Origin of the sequence: uncultured Pseudophaeobacter sp. (assembly GCA_905479575.1) — a bacterium.
In the GTDB taxonomy this organism is placed as follows: Bacteria; Pseudomonadota; Alphaproteobacteria; order Rhodobacterales; family Rhodobacteraceae; genus Pseudophaeobacter.
In genome coordinates, this window is record CAJQNB010000059.1 from 39,814 (window position 1) to 56,776 (window position 16,963).

At 58.2% G+C, this 16,963-nt stretch carries 18 protein-coding genes; 11 read left to right on the forward strand and 7 right to left on the reverse strand.

What is annotated here, in order from left to right:
- Positions 1–31: 31 nt before the first annotated feature.
- A complete protein-coding gene (locus tag QZ268_RS14900) occupies positions 32–694 on the forward strand; it encodes an HAD family phosphatase (protein WP_295454247.1) in 663 nt (220 codons plus the stop codon).
- A 76-nt stretch (positions 695–770) separates the two neighbouring features.
- On the opposite strand, the gene map is transcribed toward QZ268_RS14900, so the two are convergent.
- A complete protein-coding gene (map, locus tag QZ268_RS14905; protein WP_295454250.1) occupies positions 771–1,580 on the reverse strand; it encodes a type I methionyl aminopeptidase in 810 nt (269 codons plus the stop codon).
- Positions 1,581–1,879: 299 nt separating this feature from the next.
- Here map and sfsA point away from each other — a divergent pair, with 299 nt between their 5' ends.
- Entirely contained in the window at positions 1,880–2,581 is a 702-nt protein-coding gene (gene sfsA, locus QZ268_RS14910; protein WP_295454252.1) for a DNA/RNA nuclease SfsA, read from the forward strand.
- A gap of 26 nt (positions 2,582–2,607) precedes the next feature.
- Here sfsA and QZ268_RS14915 read toward each other — a convergent pair whose 3' ends face one another.
- A complete protein-coding gene (locus QZ268_RS14915) occupies positions 2,608–3,144 on the reverse strand; it encodes an NADPH-dependent FMN reductase (protein ID WP_295454254.1) in 537 nt (178 codons plus the stop codon).
- A gap of 305 nt (positions 3,145–3,449) precedes the next feature.
- Between QZ268_RS14915 and QZ268_RS14920 the strand changes: the two genes are divergently transcribed.
- The 4 genes from QZ268_RS14920 to QZ268_RS14935 are packed head-to-tail and all read left to right on the forward strand — an operon-like array spanning position 3,450 to position 6,524.
- Positions 3,450–4,172, forward strand: a complete 723-nt coding sequence (locus QZ268_RS14920; RefSeq protein ID WP_295454255.1) for a molybdopterin-binding protein — start codon at positions 3,450–3,452, stop codon at positions 4,170–4,172.
- On the forward strand, positions 4,169–4,909 hold the full coding sequence (locus QZ268_RS14925; RefSeq protein ID WP_295454256.1) for a GNAT family N-acetyltransferase: 741 nt from the start codon (positions 4,169–4,171) through the stop codon (positions 4,907–4,909). The genes QZ268_RS14920 and QZ268_RS14925 overlap by 4 nt, the downstream gene beginning before the upstream one ends.
- A 6-nt stretch (positions 4,910–4,915) precedes the next feature.
- Positions 4,916–5,488: a peroxidase-related enzyme gene (locus QZ268_RS14930; protein ID WP_295454258.1), complete on the forward strand. Its 573-nt coding sequence runs from the start codon at positions 4,916–4,918 to the stop codon at positions 5,486–5,488.
- 10 nt (positions 5,489–5,498) lie between these two features.
- Positions 5,499–6,524 carry an OmpA family protein gene (locus QZ268_RS14935; protein WP_295454260.1) on the forward strand — a complete coding sequence of 342 codons (1,026 nt, stop codon included), beginning with the start codon at positions 5,499–5,501 and terminating at the stop codon, positions 6,522–6,524.
- Between the two features lie 131 nt (positions 6,525–6,655).
- Here the strand turns inward: QZ268_RS14935 and QZ268_RS14940 are convergent, their stop codons facing one another.
- Positions 6,656–7,573 (reverse strand): LysR family transcriptional regulator, encoded by a 918-nt coding sequence (locus QZ268_RS14940; protein ID WP_295454262.1) that lies wholly within the window; start codon positions 7,571–7,573, stop codon positions 6,656–6,658.
- Between the two features lie 433 nt (positions 7,574–8,006).
- Between QZ268_RS14940 and QZ268_RS14945 the strand changes: the two genes are divergently transcribed.
- The 3 genes from QZ268_RS14945 to QZ268_RS14955 all read left to right on the forward strand — a co-directional run bounded on the left by QZ268_RS14945 (position 8,007) and on the right by QZ268_RS14955 (position 10,564).
- Positions 8,007–9,767 (forward strand): methyl-accepting chemotaxis protein, encoded by a 1,761-nt coding sequence (locus tag QZ268_RS14945; RefSeq protein WP_295454264.1) that lies wholly within the window; start codon positions 8,007–8,009, stop codon positions 9,765–9,767.
- A 114-nt stretch (positions 9,768–9,881) separates the two neighbouring features.
- Positions 9,882–10,217, forward strand: a complete 336-nt coding sequence (locus QZ268_RS14950) for an NIPSNAP family protein (RefSeq protein WP_295454266.1) — start codon at positions 9,882–9,884, stop codon at positions 10,215–10,217.
- Entirely contained in the window at positions 10,214–10,564 is a 351-nt protein-coding gene (locus QZ268_RS14955; RefSeq protein WP_295454268.1) for an antibiotic biosynthesis monooxygenase, read from the forward strand. The genes QZ268_RS14950 and QZ268_RS14955 overlap by 4 nt, the downstream gene beginning before the upstream one ends.
- Positions 10,565–10,738: 174 nt before the next feature.
- Here the strand turns inward: QZ268_RS14955 and QZ268_RS14960 are convergent, their stop codons facing one another.
- Positions 10,739–12,766 (reverse strand): NADPH-dependent 2,4-dienoyl-CoA reductase, encoded by a 2,028-nt coding sequence (locus QZ268_RS14960; protein WP_295454269.1) that lies wholly within the window; start codon positions 12,764–12,766, stop codon positions 10,739–10,741.
- Positions 12,767–12,954: 188 nt separating this feature from the next.
- Between QZ268_RS14960 and QZ268_RS14965 the strand changes: the two genes are divergently transcribed.
- Positions 12,955–13,437 (forward strand): RNA pyrophosphohydrolase, encoded by a 483-nt coding sequence (locus tag QZ268_RS14965; RefSeq protein WP_295454271.1) that lies wholly within the window; start codon positions 12,955–12,957, stop codon positions 13,435–13,437.
- A 131-nt stretch (positions 13,438–13,568) separates the two neighbouring features.
- Here the strand turns inward: QZ268_RS14965 and QZ268_RS14970 are convergent, their stop codons facing one another.
- Entirely contained in the window at positions 13,569–14,441 is an 873-nt protein-coding gene (locus QZ268_RS14970; protein WP_295454273.1) for an EamA family transporter, read from the reverse strand.
- An 85-nt stretch (positions 14,442–14,526) separates the two neighbouring features.
- Here QZ268_RS14970 and QZ268_RS14975 point away from each other — a divergent pair, with 85 nt between their 5' ends.
- A complete protein-coding gene (locus tag QZ268_RS14975) occupies positions 14,527–15,021 on the forward strand; it encodes a MarR family transcriptional regulator (RefSeq protein WP_295454275.1) in 495 nt (164 codons plus the stop codon).
- A 165-nt stretch (positions 15,022–15,186) separates the two neighbouring features.
- On the opposite strand, the gene QZ268_RS14980 is transcribed toward QZ268_RS14975, so the two are convergent.
- Both QZ268_RS14980 and nth read right to left on the reverse strand, forming a co-directional pair.
- On the reverse strand, positions 15,187–16,176 hold the full coding sequence (locus tag QZ268_RS14980; RefSeq protein ID WP_295454276.1) for an adenosine kinase: 990 nt from the start codon (positions 16,174–16,176) through the stop codon (positions 15,187–15,189).
- Complete coding sequence (nth, locus tag QZ268_RS14985) at positions 16,173–16,817, reverse strand: endonuclease III (protein ID WP_027241779.1); 645 nt, start codon at positions 16,815–16,817, stop codon at positions 16,173–16,175. The genes QZ268_RS14980 and nth overlap by 4 nt, the downstream gene beginning before the upstream one ends.
- Between the last annotated feature and the right edge of the window lie 146 nt (positions 16,818–16,963).

Sequence of the window (16,963 nt, forward strand, 5' to 3'; positions counted from 1 at the left end):
ATACCGGGGCTTTGCCTCAGGAATTCATGACATGCCTACGACCTTTCCAACGCCACAGCTGGTTATTTTTGATTGCGACGGGGTACTGGTCGATAGTGAACGGGTGTCAAATCAGGCGCTGGTCGACAATTTGTCCAGGCATGGGCTGGCGCTGAGCCTTGAACGCTCGATGCAGCTGTTTGTCGGTGGCACTATGACTGGGGTGATGCAGAAAGCCATCGCGCTTGGGGCGGACCTGCATGAGGGCTGGGTTGATGAAATCTATGGGGAAACCTATGCGGCGCTCAAGGCCGGTGTGGATCTGACGTCGGGTGTTACGGCGCTTTTGGCGGTCCTGGATCAGCATCAAATCCCCTGCTGTGTGGCGTCCAATGGCAGCGAAGACAAGATGCGCATCACCCTGGGGCAGAACGGGCTGTGGCAGCGGTTTCACCCCAGTGCGATGTTTTCAGCCCATTCCCTGGGCGTGGCAAAACCGGATCCGGGGCTTTTTTTGGCGGCGGCCAGCCATTTTGGCATACAGGCGCGCGACTGTCTGGTGATCGAAGACAGCGCCACCGGGGCTACGGCGGCGGCGCGGGCTGGTATGCGGTGTCTTGGCTTTGCGCCCGAGGGCGGTGGCGCGGATCTGGCGACGGCGGGTGCTGAGGTCTTTTCCCATATGTCTGATGTCCCGGCCTTGATCGGGCTTTGAGCAAACTCCTTTCCCCAAATGAAAAGCCCCAACCGAGGGTCGGGGCTTTTGATATCAGGGCGCCGGGGCGGAGGTCCTAGCCGTAGGTCGGGTGGAACTTGCCGCCGGGGGAGAGGGTGAAAATGTCAAACCCGTCTGCGGTGACGCCAATGGAATGTTCAAACTGCGCCGACAGGGATTTGTCGCGGGTGACAGCGGTCCATTCATCGGCGAGGATCTTGGTCTCGGGGCGGCCCAGATTGATCATCGGCTCGATGGTAAAGAACATGCCCTCTTCCAGCTTTGGGCCGGTACCGGGGCGGCCATAGTGCAACACATTGGGCGGCGCATGAAACACCAGCCCCAAACCATGGCCGCAGAAATCGCGCACCACGCTCATCCGTTGGCTTTCAGCATAGGATTGGATGGCATGACCGATGTCGCCAAAGGTATTGCCGGGCTTCACCACCTCGATCCCTTTCATCAGGCTGTCATGGGTCACCTGAATCAGGCGCTCGGCCTTGCGCGACAGTTTACCCGCAACAAACATCCGCGAGGTATCGCCAAACCAGCCATCCACGATGACGGTCACGTCGATATTGAGGATGTCGCCATCTTTCAGCTTTTTGTCACTGGGGATACCGTGGCAGACCACGTGGTTTACTGAAATGCAGCTGGCGTGCTGATAGCCCTTGTAGCCGATGGTGGCAGATTTTGCCCCGGCCTCCTCGACCATATTGGTGATGAGCCGGTCGATCTCTCCGGTGGTCTGCCCTGGAAAAACATGCTGTGCGATGTCATCCAGAATCTGCGCGGCCAGCTTCCCGGCCACATGCATGCCGGAAAAATCGGCTTCCTGGTAAATGCGAATGCCGTCTTTGGTGGTGCGGCCGTCTTTCGATCTCATCAAGCTGGGCTCCGTAGGCGTGTCTCTTGGGGACTATGTAAGGGGATTTGGTTAAAAGAACCAGAGCCGCCGTTGTAAAACCGGGGCTGGGGGCTGGTGCAGGTCAGGCTGCTGGCAGCCTTGGCCCAGGGCGATCTTTTGCACAGAATTGCATCTGCGTTAGATCAGCCCCCGCGTCCGCAATATAGTACGCCGTCTAAAACGACCGCGTATCCCTGTCTGTGGGCGCGGATGCAGATTGTCCTGATTGATCGAGAATGTTGCTTTGACACCCTTTGCGGCTGCGATAGGAAGATAAAATGAAATTTTCTACGCCTCTCATCCCGGCCACCTTGATCCGGCGCTACAAGCGATTTTTGGCCGATTGTCTGCTGCCAGATGGCCAGGAAATCACCGCCCACTGCCCCAACCCCGGTTCGATGACCGGGCTGGCAGAGCCGGGCATGCGGATCTGGCTGGAGCCCAACAATGATCCGCGCAAAAAGCTGAAATACGGCTGGCGATTGGTTGAGCATGGGAACGGACATTTCTCAGGCATTGATACTGCGGTTCCCAACCGGGTTTTGCGTTCCGCCCTTGAGGCTCAGAAAATCACCGAGCTGGCTGACTACAAAACCGTACAGCCCGAAGTGAAATATGGTGAAAACAGCCGCATTGATTTTCTTCTGACTCAGCCCGGTTTTCCGGCCTGCTATGTCGAGGTCAAGAGCGTCACGCTGATGCGGCAACCGGGCGTGGCGGAGTTTCCCGATAGTGTGACTAAACGGGGCACAAAACACCTGGAAGAACTGGCCCGTATGGTAGAGCAAGGGCACCGGGCGGTGATGCTCTATCTTGTGCAACGCACAGATTGCGACCGCTTTCAGCTCGCTGATGATATCGACCCGGCCTATGCGCGGGCCTTTGATCATGCGCAAATCTGTGGCGTTGAGCGGCTTGTTTACAGCACTCAGATCAGCCCGCATGAGATAACTGTGGCGGCACCTGTCGTTGGGGTGTGACTGGCCATTTTGCCAAATGGCCAGTTCTAGGCTCGGATCTGCGCGACCTGACGGGTAAGCTGTGCAAGAAAATCAACCACCTGTGATCGGTTCTGCGGCTCCAACATGGTCTGATGAATTTGCTCTGGTGACAGTTTCATTAGGTCAAACCTGGCGAAGGCTTCTGGGGTGAACCCATCGCTGACTGTGGCCAAAACCAGCCGCAACTGAGCAAGCATGTCATCCCCTCGGTGTGAGGCGTGCAGTAAGGCTATAGGCTTGCCAATAATCTCGTCTCGGGACACCAGCCAATCAATCGCGTTTTTCAAGCCACCGGGAATTGCCCTTATGTATTCGGGGCTTGAGATGATCAGTGCATCATTTTCGCGGATCAGGTCAATGAAACTCCGAACCGGCAGCGGCAAGGGATCCTGTTCTGCGTCAGGAGAGAAGACCGGCAAATCAGCGACGCCTGCGAAAACCGTTACGCGATGATCAGAACCTGCGATTTCAGACACAGATTTGAGCAAAGCGGTGTTGGTGGATGTGGCGCGGCCACTGCCAGAGATTGCGAGAAGTTTCATAGCCTCTGAGTAGAACACCCCATGGGTTGGCACAACGATTGCAGTGTGGGATTGGCTGACCTGCACGCAATACCTTGATGCTGGGCGGTGCCCATAGAGGTTTGGGATGGGGCAAAAGGGGCGCACGCAGGGGGCGAAATCGTCAGCAGGTCTGAGAAAGCCATGGTGAGGAAAGTGTTTGTGCCAATCTTGGCCAGAAACCGCGCGTCAGAGCTTGCCTGAGACGGGATGCCCGCTTGCCCTTGATGCAGGAGTGGCTATCTTGCAGCAAAGATCGCGCAGAGTGTCATCATAGGAGAGAGAAGATGCCCAACCCAAGTGCCGCAATGTTGGTCATCGGTGATGAAATCCTGTCAGGACGGACCCAGGACACCAATACGCATTTTCTGGCAGGTGAGCTGACCAAACATGGCATCGACCTGAAGGAAGTGCGGGTGATCAGCGATGATGCACCGGTTATTATTGCCGCCGTGCAAGCGCTGAGCAAAAGGTTTGACCATGTCTTTACCAGTGGCGGCATTGGCCCGACCCATGATGATATCACTGCAGATTGCATCGCAGAGGCCTTTGGCGCCCATCTTGATGTGCGCGACGATGCCCGGGCCATTCTGGCGGCGCATTATGCCAATTCGGGGCAAGAGCTGAACGCGGCGCGCCTGCGCATGGCGCGAATCCCCGACGGCGCGACCTTGATCGACAATCCGGTGTCTTCGGCGCCGGGATTCAGCTTAGGCAATGTGCATGTAATGGCTGGGGTGCCAACGGTTTTTCAGGCCATGGTGGCTAGCGTTCTGCCGGGGCTGACCGGCGGCGAGCCCTTGCTATCGCAAAGCCTGCGGGTGATGCGCGGCGAAGGCGATATCGCGGCTTTCCTGTCGGATCTGGCCGCGCGGCACGGGGATTTGTCGATCGGGTGCTATCCGTTTCAGCACAACGGCGCCTACGGGGCCAATGTGGTGATCCGTGGCCACAATGGCCCCGGGGTTGACGCGGCAATGCGGGAGTTGGCACAGGAGATGGGGCTATGAGCATGGGCGCCACGCTGACAGATCCAAAGTATTATGATGTGGTTGAGGCCACCTGGCCTGCGGCTGGAAAACGCAGACTTGGGCCTGTCACTCTGCGCGAGGGACAGGGCGGCGGCAGCCGCGTTTCGGCCGCCAGCGTTGAGGGTCCCGCCTCGGAGGCTGAGATCGAGGCCGCCGAACAGGCGATGCGCGCCATGGGGCAAGATTGCCTCTTTATGGTTCGCGATGGCCAGGACGAGCTGGATGCACAGCTGGCCGCGCGCGGCTATCTGGTGAAAGACCCGGTCAATCTGTGGCTTTGTCCGATTGAACAGCTGACAGACCAAGAGATCCCCCGTGTCACTACCTTTGCCCTGTGGTCGCCGCTAGAAATCCAGCGTGAAATCTGGATCGCTGGGGGCATTGGCCCGGAACGTCAGACGATCATGGACCGGGCTGCTGATCCCAAGGCGGCCCTGTTGGCGCGCAACGATGATAAACCAGCTGGGGCAGGTTTTGTGGCGGTGCATGATGGCGTGGCCATGGTGCATGCGCTGGAGATCCTGCCGCACCAACGCCGCCGTGGCATGGGGGTTTGGATGATGCGTCAGGCCGCCTTGTGGGCGGCTGAAAATGGCGCGTGCGAGCTGGCAGTGCTTTGCACCAAGAAAAACGCCGGAGCCAACGGACTTTATGCCTCATTGGGCATGACCAATTGCGGACAATACCATTACCGACATTTACCTTCAGGAGCTTAATTCACCATGACCGATCAAACAGCGCCAACCGCCCTGGATCTGCCGCCTTTGGACCCGCTGCCTGCGGGCATGCAGAAGTATTTCGGCATCTGCCAGGACAAGCTGGGCATGGTGCCTAACGTGCTGCGCGCCCATGCGTTTGATGAGAATAAACTTAACACCTTTAGTGCGCTCTACAATGAGCTGATGCTAGGCGACAGCGGCCTGAGCAAACTGGAACGCGAGATGATCGCGGTGGCGGTTTCGGCGGTCAACGGCTGCTTTTATTGTCTTGCGGCCCATGGCGCTGCGGTTCGCCAGCTTTCGGGCGATCCAAAACTGGGCGAGATGCTGGTGATGAATTACCGGGTTGCCCCGTTGGATGCGCGCCAACGGGCCATGCTGGATTTTGCGGTCAAGGTCACCAAGGCCAGCACCGAGATCGAAGAGGCCGATCGCGAAATGCTGCGCCAGGTTGGCTTTAGCGATCGCGATATCTGGGACATTGCCAATGTTACCGCGTTTTACAACATGTCCAACCGTGTTGCCTCGGCCACTGGCATGGTGCCAAACGACGAATACCACGCGCAGTTCCGGTGAGGCAGACCAGATGAGGCTTAGCCCTGCTGTTCTGGCTCTTGGCAGCTGTCTGACCCTGGCTTTCTCCGCTGTTGCGGCTCCGGCTCAATCAGGGGGGGAGGCGGCCTTGCAGCTGCCTGCGGGCGCCACAGCCCGCTCCGAGCGGGAAACCGCGTTGGGCACCTATGCGCTACCGGTTGGCGCCTTTAGCGCGGCGGGTATCCCCCTGCGCCTGCAAGAAGGCCATATCCTGCGGCGAACCTGGCATCTGCAAGGCGATACAACTGTTTTGCAGGTTTTGGATGTGCTGCGCAGCCAGCTGGTAGAACAGGGCTATGAAATCCTGTTCCAATGCGAAACCCGCCAATGCGGTGGCTTTGATTTTCGCTTTGGCATCGAAGTCGTCCCCGCACCCGACATGGTTGTCAGCCTGTCGGATTACCACTTTCTGGCGGCGCAGAAACAGACCGTGGCGGCGACGGCGGATCTGGCCACGGCGGGGCAGGCAACAGCTGAGCCTGCTGCGGCCAGGCAGGTGGTTTCGTTATTGGTGTCACGAAGCGGAACAGTAACCTACATTCAGCTGATCGAGGTCTCACCGGAAAAACAGGCGCCTTTGGCTCTTGTGCCAGCAGAAACACCCGCCTCCGCCCTTCCGTTACAAGCTCAAACACAAACCGCTTTGGGGCTGGCAAGCCTGCTCGAACAACAGGGCCATGTCGTGCTTGCCGGAGTGGTGTTTGGCACCGGAGGGGAAGCACTGAGCCAGGACGCTATTGCCAGTCTGGAGCAGCTCGCAGGCTTTTTGGAAGAGCAGCCCCAGGCTCAGATTCTGGTTGTTGGACACACTGACAGCGTTGGCGGGCTTGAGGACAACAAGTCCCTTTCACTGCGGCGGGCCTCGGTGGTCAAGGAAACACTGGTGCAGACCTATGGTGTTTCTGACGGGCGTATCGAGGTTGCCGGAGCCAGCTATATGGCGCCGATTGCCAGTAATCTTACGGCCGCTGGGCGCGAGAAAAATCGCCGGGTGGAGGTGGTTCTGCTCTCCAGATAATCTAGGGTCAGGACTCCGGGCGCCAAACCGAGGAAAGCGCTGTCCTTTCTGCGGGTGGCGCAGCAGAAAACTGCCCCCGCCTGAGCAGGAGCAGCTTTGAAAAGAGAGGAGTCATGGGGCTGTGCCGCCAATCAGGCAGACTGTTGCCACTCTTCGCTATCTTTGCCGGCAAAAGAATGGGCCAGAAAGTCGATAAAGGCACGGACCTTGGGCTGGGTGAACTTGCCCGGAGGATAGACCGCATAGATGCCCTGGGTCTCTACGGGCAGGTTTGGCATGACGTCTTCGACCAGCCCCTCTGCCATCGCTTCAGAGTAGAGATAGCTGGGCAGATAGGCGATGCCCAGACCCGAGATCGCAGCATTGAGCAGGGATTGCCCATCGTTCACCGACAGCCAGCCCGTGGTGCGCACCTGGCGCTTTTCACCAGAGGGGGCGGTGATCTTCCAGACATTGCCGCTGGACTGGTTGGAATAGTGCAAAAGCTTGTGGGTGTTCAGATCGTCGATTTTTTGCGGTCGGCCAAATTGTTCCAGATAGCCCGGTGAGGCGATCATCCGTTTGGTGGTCTCGGTGAGCTTGCGGGCCTTGAGCGAGCTGTCTTCCAGTTCGCCAATGCGCAGAGCCATGTCAAAACCTTCTGAAATCAGCTCCACATAGCGGTTGTTCAGAACCATGTTGACAGTGATATCGGGAAAATCACGTAGGAAATCCGACAGCACCGGTGACAGATGGTTGACGCCAAAATCCGTCGCCACCGAAATCCTGAGCAGCCCCGAAGGCGCGGATTGCATGGAGGAGACAAGCGCGTCAGCTTCGCCGGCATCGTTCAGCACGCGTCTGGCGCGGTCATAATAGGCGAGGCCGATTTCTGTCGGCGACACGCGGCGCGTTGTGCGGTTCAGCAGCCGAGCGCCGAGGCGGGTCTCCAGGCTGGATACATGTTTAGATACGGCGGATTTTGAAATCCCCATCTTCTTTGCCGCGTCGGTGAACCCGCCCTGGTCCACGACATTGGCAAAGGCCTCCATTTCGGTCAGTCGATCCATTCGCAGGGTCCTTTTGTTTCGTTTGCTCAACCTGTGTTTGGTGTCGAATTCGGGCAAGAACGGGGCAATGGTGGGATAATTGCAGGGTTTTCCCAAAACCGTTCAGGCCCTGGAAACGGTCGCACAATGTGGCGATTTTGACCGTTTCGTTCAGAAAAACAGACCAGCTACCGGCAGCCGCAGGGATGGGGCCAGCAGCAGCGGCAGTTGAGCAAGCAGGCTGAGCTCCAGAAGAAGAGGTGCGCCAAAGTCCAAGGTCAAAAACATGCGCTGCGCAAGGCGCACTCTATGAAAGAGGGTGCAAAGAGGTCCATGAGATTTTGCCCCCTTTGCCCAGCCTATAGGCTTCCTTGGACCAAGATAACGGGATGTACACTACTTTTGAATATAACTGGGAGCCAGAACGTATAATGTTTGTAAAGGCTGATAACTCATGCATCGTTTTTCACTGCGTACGCAGGTATTTATTTTAGGGGGCGCTTTTGTTGCGATGCTGGCGCTGGTCGCTGGAATCTCCTGGCTCGTCAGCAATCGATTGACAGAAAGCATCTATCAATCGCGCTTGGTTGTGGCACAGCTGAAGAGCCTGGATGATATGAAAGAAGATATCGAACAGGGTTTGGCGGATCTATTGGCCTATACTGGTGGCGACAACGAAGGAATAACGGGGCTGCGCGGCAACATAGACGAGGTCGCCACAGAAATTGCGGGTGCCGAGGATCGCTTTGTTAAGGTCTCTTCTGCAAATGCTGTTCAAAACGATGTTTATGAATCTGTCATCGCTCTGACGCCAACTGTCGATGGCTTCACCGCTATGCTTGCTGCACTTGAAAAGACCGAAGCGGGTGCAGACCGCCGGGCTTTTGCCTATGATCAAGTTGTTCCCGCGATTGCCCATCTTCGTGATTCGGTTAATTCCATGCAGGACATCATGGGCGCGCGAAAACAGGCGGTTGAGGATCAAATTACCAGTCTGATTGCGCGCAGCGAGATTGTGCAGCTGGGCACTAACATTGCGGCAATGGTGGGCGCACTGGTCATGGCGTTGGTGTTTGGCCAGCTTCTGAGCCGGCCAATTGTTGCTGCAGCGCGTTCTGTGAATAGATTGGTGGAAGACGACTACCAAAGCGAGATTGAAGATACCCATCGCCGGGATGAGGTCGGGGCCATTGCCCGCAACCTTGCGGATCTGCGGCAACGGTTGGACCAGGCCAAATCAATTGAGCTGAAAAACCAGCAGGAAAATGAACGCAGGGTTGAATTGTTCCATGTTCTCAGCGCCTCCATGGCGGATCTGAAATCTGGCGATATGAACCAGCGGATTCCTGCGGGGGACTGGACCGACCTCGGCGAGAGCTATGAAATGCTCTGCATCGACTTTAATGATCTCGCGGGCGCCTTGGGAGAACTGGTGCAAGAGCTCAGCGTGAGTTCGAGCGCGGTGGGCCAGAATGCGCAGGGGCTGTCCACGATGTCCGATGAAATGTCCCGTCGAGCGGAAACCCAGGCTGCAACACTGGAAGAATCTGCCGCAGCATTGGAACAATTGTCAGCGAGTGTGCAATCCGCAGCGGAACAAGCGCAGGCGGCGGATGAACAAGCTGCCGAGGGCCGCAGACGGGCGGAACAGGGCGGCGGTGTTATGCAGGAGGCGATGCAGGCGATGACCTCCATTGCGGAGTCTTCTGAAAACATCAGCAAAATCATTACGGTGATTGATGACATCGCCTTTCAGACCAGTCTTTTGGCCCTGAATGCGGGGGTAGAAGCAGCCCGCGCCGGTGAGGCCGGTCGTGGATTTGCGGTTGTGGCTTCGGAGGTGCGTAGCCTTGCCCATCTGGCAGCCAAATCGGCCAATGACATCAAGGGGCTGGTGACAAATAGTTCAAAACAGGTCGAAGATGGCGAGCGCCTGGTGCAGGCCACCAGCGAGACTTTGGCGCAGATTGTTGAAAGCGTAACGAGCGTTTCTGAACGTGTCTCTTCGATTGCCGCTTCAGCGACCGAACAGGCCTCTGGCCTGCGCGAGATCAACATTGGTGTCTCCCAGCTGGACAAGGTCACCCAGGAGAATGCTGCCATGGTGCAAGAAACCAACAGCGCCAGCCAGAAGATGAAAGACGAAGCATCGCGGTTGTCAAACCTGCTGCAAAGGTTTGCCGGCTCTGGTGATGCGCAGCAAGACGTGGCCTGATAACCCGGTTTCACCAGGGGACAGGATTCCACAGCATAAAGGCTTCGCTCCAGAGCGAAGCCTTTATGCTGTGGAATTGGCTAGGCTTGGGATCCCAAGAACAGGAAACCTGCCATGCTTACATGTATTATCCGCTACCAGATCGACCCAACAAAAACCGAGGCCTTCCGCCAGTACGCGCGCAATTGGGGGGAGGCCATTCCCCGCAATGGCGCCGACTTGATTGGTTATTTTGCCCCGCATGAAGGATCTGCGACCCAGGCCTATGGGATCTATAACATTGCCGACCTTGCCAGCTATGAGCGCTATCGGGCCCGGCTGGCCGCTGATCCGCTGGGGCAGGAGAACTATGCCTTTGCCCAGCGGGAGCGGTTTATCTTGCGGGAGGAGCGCAGCTTCCTCAAGCTGGCCTCAACACCAGATGTCCCCACCACAGGAGCGCGCAAGTGATAGCCGTGATTTTTGAAGTGCAGATCGCCGAGGGGCAAAAGCCAAGCTATCTTGAGGTGGCGGCAGAGCTGAAGCCACTGCTGGAGCAGATTGACGGCTTTATTTCGGTGGAGCGGTTCCAAAGCCTCAGCCAGCCGAACAAGCTGCTGTCTCTTTCCTTCTTTCGCGATGAACAGGCGGTGCAGCAGTGGCGGCAGTTGACACAGCATCGCACAGCCCAAAGCAAAGGACGGGATGGGATTTTTGCGGACTATCGGCTGAAAGTGGCAGAGGTTCAGCGCGACTATGGCATGCGGGACCGTCAAGAGGCCCCCGAGGATAGCCAGGTAGCAAACAAATCGATTTGACGCCTCAGACAGGGGGGGCTCCCGCCCGTCGTTGGCTTTTGCCAAAGCCGCCTCCCGTTGGGGGTAGCGCCGCGCGCAATGCGCGCGGCGCTACCCCAAGGTCGCACGGGATGGTGGCCTGGCTTTGCCAGGACATCTGTGGGCGCGGGAGGATTTGGCCGTAACCTTCAGTGCCTAGAGTGTGGCAGCAAGCGTGGTTCCCTGGTTGATCGCGCGCTTTGCATCCAGTTCTGCGGCAACATCGGCACCCCCGATGACATGGCAGGGCACGCCTTTAGCCGCGAGCGCCTCCGCGAGACTGCGGTCCGAGACCTGCCCGGCGCAAAGCACAAAGCTATCCGCTGCGATAACGGTGGGGGTCTCACGCGCCTCGCCAAAGCTGACATGCAGCCCCTCGTCGTCGATGCGTTCATAGTTCACGCCGCCAACAAAGTTCACGCCCTTCATCTTGAGCGTGGCCCGGTGGATCCAGCCAGTGGTCTTGCCTAGGCCTTTGCCATGGGCCTGTTTTTTGCGTTGCAACAGTGTGACTTCACGGGCCGGAGCTTCGGGTTGTGGCCCCTCGGGGGCAAGACCGGAGCGGTGCTCGGCCGGGTCGGTGACCCCCCATTCCTTCATCCAGAGAGGCAGGTCTTCCGTTGGGCTTTTGCCCTCGTGCAGCAGGTATTCGCTGACATCAAAGCCAATGCCGCCGGCGCCGATAACCGCAACCGTCTTGCCGACGGGTTTCTTGTGGCGCAGCACGTCGATATAGCTCAGCACCTCGGGGCGGTCCTGACCGGGAATGCCGGGATCGCGGGGCATGACCCCGGTGGCAATGATCACCTCGTCATAGGTGGTGAGATCCTCTGCAGAGGCCTCGCGCCCCAGTTCCAGAGTGATCCCGGCCTCGGCAACCATGGTGCGATACCAATCGACAAGGCCCCAGAACTCTTCCTTGCCGGGCACCTGTTTCGCCATGTTGAGCTGGCCACCGATCTCATCCGACCTGTCAAAGACGGTGACCTTATGGCCCCGCTGCGCCGCAGCCAGAGCGGTCGATAGACCTGCGGGACCCGCACCCACAATCGCCACGGATTTGAGCACATCCGCCGTGCCCAGGACCAGCTCGGTCTCATGGCAGGCCATGGGGTTGACCAGACAAGAGGTCAGCTTGCCGCCAAAGGTGTGATCCAGGCAGGCCTGATTGCAGCCGATGCAGGGGGCAATCTGTGCACCCTTACCGGCTTCGGCCTTGGCGACAAAATGCGCATCTGCCAACATCGGTCGCGCCATCGACACCATATCGGCACAGCCCGTGGCCAGCACCTCTTCGCCCACTTCCGGCGTGTTGATCCGGTTTGAGGTGATCACCGGGATCGAGACCTTGCCCATCAGTTTCTTGGTGACCCAGGCAAAGGCCGCGCGCGGGACCGAGGTGGCGATTGTGGGAATGCGGGCCTCGTGCCAGCCGATGCCGGTATTGATGATGGTGGCGCCGGCCTTTTCGACCTCTTGCGCCAACTGCACCACCTCATCATGGGTCGAGCCATTGGGCACCAGATCGATCATCGACAGGCGATAGATGATGATGAAATCACGGCCCACGGCTTCGCGGGTGCGGCGGACCACTTCGATGGGCAGGCGCATGCGGTTTTCATAGGATCCGCCCCAGCGGTCGGTGCGCTTGTTTGTATGGGTGACCAGGAACTGGTTGAGGAAATAGCCCTCAGAGCCCATGATCTCCACCCCGTCATAGCCCGCTTTCTGGGCCAATACGGCAGCATTGACGATATCCGCGATCTGCTTCTCGATGCCTTCTTCGTCCAGCTCATTGGGCGGGAAGGGGGAAATCGGCGATTTTACCGGGCTGGGGGCGACGCATTTGGGGCCGTAGGAATAGCGGCCCGCATGTAGGATCTGCATGGCGATCTTGCCACCGGCCTCATGCACGCGCTTGGTGACAATGGAATGGCTGGCGACCTCTTCATCCGTGGTCATCATCGACGCCCCAGGCAGTACTGAGCCTTCGAGATTGGGGCCAATGCCGCCGGTGACCATCAGGCCAACATTGCCGCGCGCCCGTTCGGCATAGAACTCCGCAACCCGATTCCAGTCTTTGGTTTCTTCCAGACCAGTGTGCATCGAGCCCATCAGCACCCGGTTTTTCAATGTGGTAAATCCGAGATCCAGCGGCGCCAGAAGATTTGGGTACGCAGTCATGACACTCTCCCTTGTCGTTGTCGACAAAAATGCCCTGCGCAGACGGGCTTGTCACGCCTCAACGCGGCGTCATCCCCTTGCCTGCCCTGACGACACCGGGTCTAAGGAGAAACAGCAGAGCCACAGCGCCGATATTGCCGCGCTGCGGCCTTTGTCTGCATCTGCCCCAGTGGCCCAAGGAGACTAAAATGACGCCCGAAGAAATTGCAAAGCTGCCCTATCGCCCCAATGTGGGCATCATGTTGGTAAACCGGGCCAACCATGTCTTTGTGGCACAGCGCAAGGACCGGTTTCAGGATGCCTGGCAAATGCCGCAGGGGGGGATCGACCGCGGCGAGGACGCCCGTTTGGCAGCCCTACGTGAGCTGGAAGAAGAAACCGGCGTGACCCAGGATCTGGTAGAGGTCATTGCCGAAAGTGACGGATGGCTGCCCTATGACCTGCCGCATGACGTGGTGCCAAAGTTCTGGGGCGGAAAATATCGCGGTCAGGAACAGAAATGGTACCTGATGCGGTTTCTTGGCCGCGATGATCAGATCAATATCGAAACTGACCATCCTGAGTTTTCGGACTGGTGCTGGCAGCCGGTGGACCAGCTGGTGGAAAAGATTGTCCCCTTCAAGCGTGAGGTTTACGCCCGCGTGGTGGTTGAATTTTCTGCCCATTTCTGAGTTCAGGGCATGCGGGGGGAAGGGGCGGCCTGGGTAGGCTGTTTCGAGCCGCGTTTCAGTGAGCGAGAACTGAGTTTTCCTGCCCATGCCGAGATCCCTTGGGGCCTGGCCCGGCCCCTGGGTTTTGTAACCTACGAGGGGAGCTTTGCTTTGGGGTGGCGAAAGCCCAGGTTAGATTGCCCCAACCAGAGACTGAACAGGGCCAGGGCAGCGCCCGAAATTTGCATCGGGGTCAGGCTCTCGCCCAGCAAGGTCCATCCCAAAAACACGGCTGAGAGCGGGCTTAAAACCCCCAAAAGCGAGACTTTGGCAGGCTCGATCCGGGCCAAGCCGCGAAACCACAGAATATAGGTCAGGGCGCCACCGATCAGGCTCATGTAGGCCAGGCCAATGAGGTTGTTGCCTGTCAGTAGGGGGATGTCGGCCAGGCTTGGGGCCGCAAAGGGGATCAGCAGCAATCCACCGGCGGTCAATTGCCAGGCGGTGAAGGTGAGTGGGGGGACTGGTGGTTGCCATTTGCGTGTCAAAACCACGCCTGCGGCCATGGAAGCGGCGCCGCCCAAGCCAGCCATAACACCCCAGAAATCAAGGGCGGCCGCTGGGGTCAGCACCAGCAGTGCCACACCAAGAATACTAAGCGCCGCAGCCAGCAGCGCGGTGGGGCGGATGGGCGTTTGCAGCGCATAGGCTGAGAAAAACACCACCAACAGCGGCTGCGCCGCGCCCAGCGTTGCCGCGACGCCACCAGGGAGCCGGTATGCAGCGACAAAAAGCAGGGTCCAAAACAGCGAAAAGTTGAGCGTCGCCAGCACCAATAGCTTTGGAATCCAGGCAATCGGCGGCAATTGGCGGACGATCAGCAGCAGGATCAGCCCAGCGGGCAGGGCGCGCAATAGCGCCACCAGAAGCGGCGATTGCCCCGGTAGCAGGCTGGTAGTAACAATATAGCTGCTGCCCCAGATGGTCGGGGCAAGCGCGGTGAGAAATAGATCCAAACGGGCCATATCTTGAGTCTCCTGACTTTTATCTTGATGTCAAGATAATTAGGTTTGTCTTGACATCAAGATAAATTTTGAACAGGCTATGTGCATGGATCATGTAGACTTTATCACTGACCAATGGGCGCGTGAACGGCCCGATCTGGATGTCAGCGCCATGGGGGTCATTGGCCGGGTGGCCCGGCTTTATCTTGCTTATCAGGAAGCGATGCAGGTCACGTTCTCCCGCTACGGTTTGAATGCTGCAAAATTCGACGTGCTGGCAACTCTGCGCCGCTCTGGCGCGCCCTATCGGCTGTCACCGGGGGACTTGCTCAAAGCAACCATGGTGGCCTCTGGCACTATGACCAACCGGATTTCCCGTCTCGAAGCAGAGGGCCTGGTGCTGCGTCTGATCAATCCTGACGACAGCCGCAGCTTTCTGATCGAACTCAGCGCCGATGGTCTGGCTTTGATTGACCGGGTGGTGGAAGATCATGTCGCAACGCAGGAACGCCTGCTTGCCCCGATGCCCAAGCAAGAGCGCACTGCTCTCAAGACCCTGTTGTCGCGGGCACAGGCAGCGGTTGAAAAATCATCAGGCTAGGGGCGCTTGGCTTAGCCACATGTGCCAGAACACTGGTAGAAAAGAGCGCCGGAGCGCGGGGTGGCAAAGCCTCCCCGCGCTGGGCCCAACGGGAGCCCTCCCGCCGGAGGCGAGAGGGGCGACGGGCGGGAGAGCCCGCTTTGTGATTGAAACCAGGCGCTGTGCTTACAGCAGGCCAGCCTCGCGGATCAGCTCCAGCATATTGCTCTCGGGGCGTGGACCGATATGGCTAATGACCTCAGCCGCGCAGATGTTGCCAATCTTGGCACATGTTTCCAGATCACGGCCGGTGGCAAGACCAAACAGGAAGCCGGCGGCAAACTGATCGCCGGCCCCGGTTGCATCTACCGGCACCACCCTGGTGACGGGCACGTCCAGCCGGATGTTACCGCTGATCACGGTGACGCCATCGCCAGAGCGGGTGCAGACCACCAGCGGGCAAATCGCTGCGGTGTTGGCCAGGCCCACTTCCAGGTCATCGGTCTCAAACAGCGATTTGATCTCGTCCTCGTTGCCGATCACAAAATCCAGATCATGTTCGATCAAGGACAGAAAATCTGCCCGGTGCCGTTCGACACAGAAGGGATCCGAGATGGCGATACCAGATTTGCCACCGCCCTTGCGGCAGTCCCGCGCGGCTTCCATGAAGGCTGACTTGCCCTTGTCCTTGTCAAACAGATAGCCTTCCAGGAACATGATTTGGGCGCTGCCGGCCACGGCGTTTGGCACATCGGCGCTGCTCAGCTCGGAGGAGATACCAAGATAGGTGTTCATCGAGCGTTCGCCATCCGGCGATACAAAGATCATCGACCGCGAGGTCGGCAACTCGCCACCCGCAACGGGTGGGTTTACAAAATCAACGCCGTCTTCGTTCATGGCATTGGCATAAAAATGCCCCAACGCATCGTCATGCACCCGCCCGATAAAGGCGGCGTCCAGACCCAGAGCCCCGGCGCCAGCGATGGTATTGGCGACCGATCCACCGGGGGTTTGCACCCGGTTTTCCATGGCACCATACAGCACTTCGCCACGATCCCGTTCGATCAGTTGCATGATGCCTTTTTCGATTCCCATATGGGCCAGAAAGCTGTCATCGCTTTGCGAAATTACGTCGACAACCGCATTGCCGATGCCAACGATTTGGTAGGTTTTCATAGGTTCTTGTCCTCATATTGACAGAGATCGCGGATCAGGCAGGTGCCACACAGCGGCTTGCGCGCCTTGCAGTGGTAGCGTCCGTGCAGGATCAGCCAATGATGTGCATGTTGCTGAAAATCAGCGGGAATATTATCTTCAACGGCGCGCTCTACTGCATCGACATCCTTACCTGGGGCTATGCCCGAACGGTTGCCAACGCGAAAAATATGGGTGTCGACCGCCTGTGCAGGCTGATGCCACCACATGTTCAAAACCACATTGGCGGTTTTGCGACCTACTCCGGGCAGCGATTGCAGCGCCGCGCGGGAGTTTGGCACTTCGCCGTCATAGTCATCCACCAAAATCTGGCTGAGCTTGATGACATTCTTGGCCTTCTGGCGAAACAGGCCGATGGTCTTGATATGTTCGGTGACGCCTTCAAGGCCGAGATCCAGCATCTTTTGCGGCGTATCCGCGATTTTGAACAGCGCGCGGGTGGCTTTGTTCACGCCTGCATCGGTCGCCTGTGCCGACAGGGCCACAGCCACCACCAGCGTGTAGACATTGACATGCTCCAGTTCGCCCTTGGGCTCTGGTTCCGCTGCCTGAAAGCGCGAGAAGATTTCGCGAATTGTATGATAATCGAGTTGCTTTGCCATAACCGGCCTTATCGCCGTTTTGGCCAACATCCTGCAATGCCAAAGCGTCGGCGCGGTTTACAAGGGCTTTCCTGCTTGTTCTTTGGCCACAGCAGCGCCTCTCTGGCCGGATCATCGCCGCGCGGCTTGCAGCTGTGGACATTTTC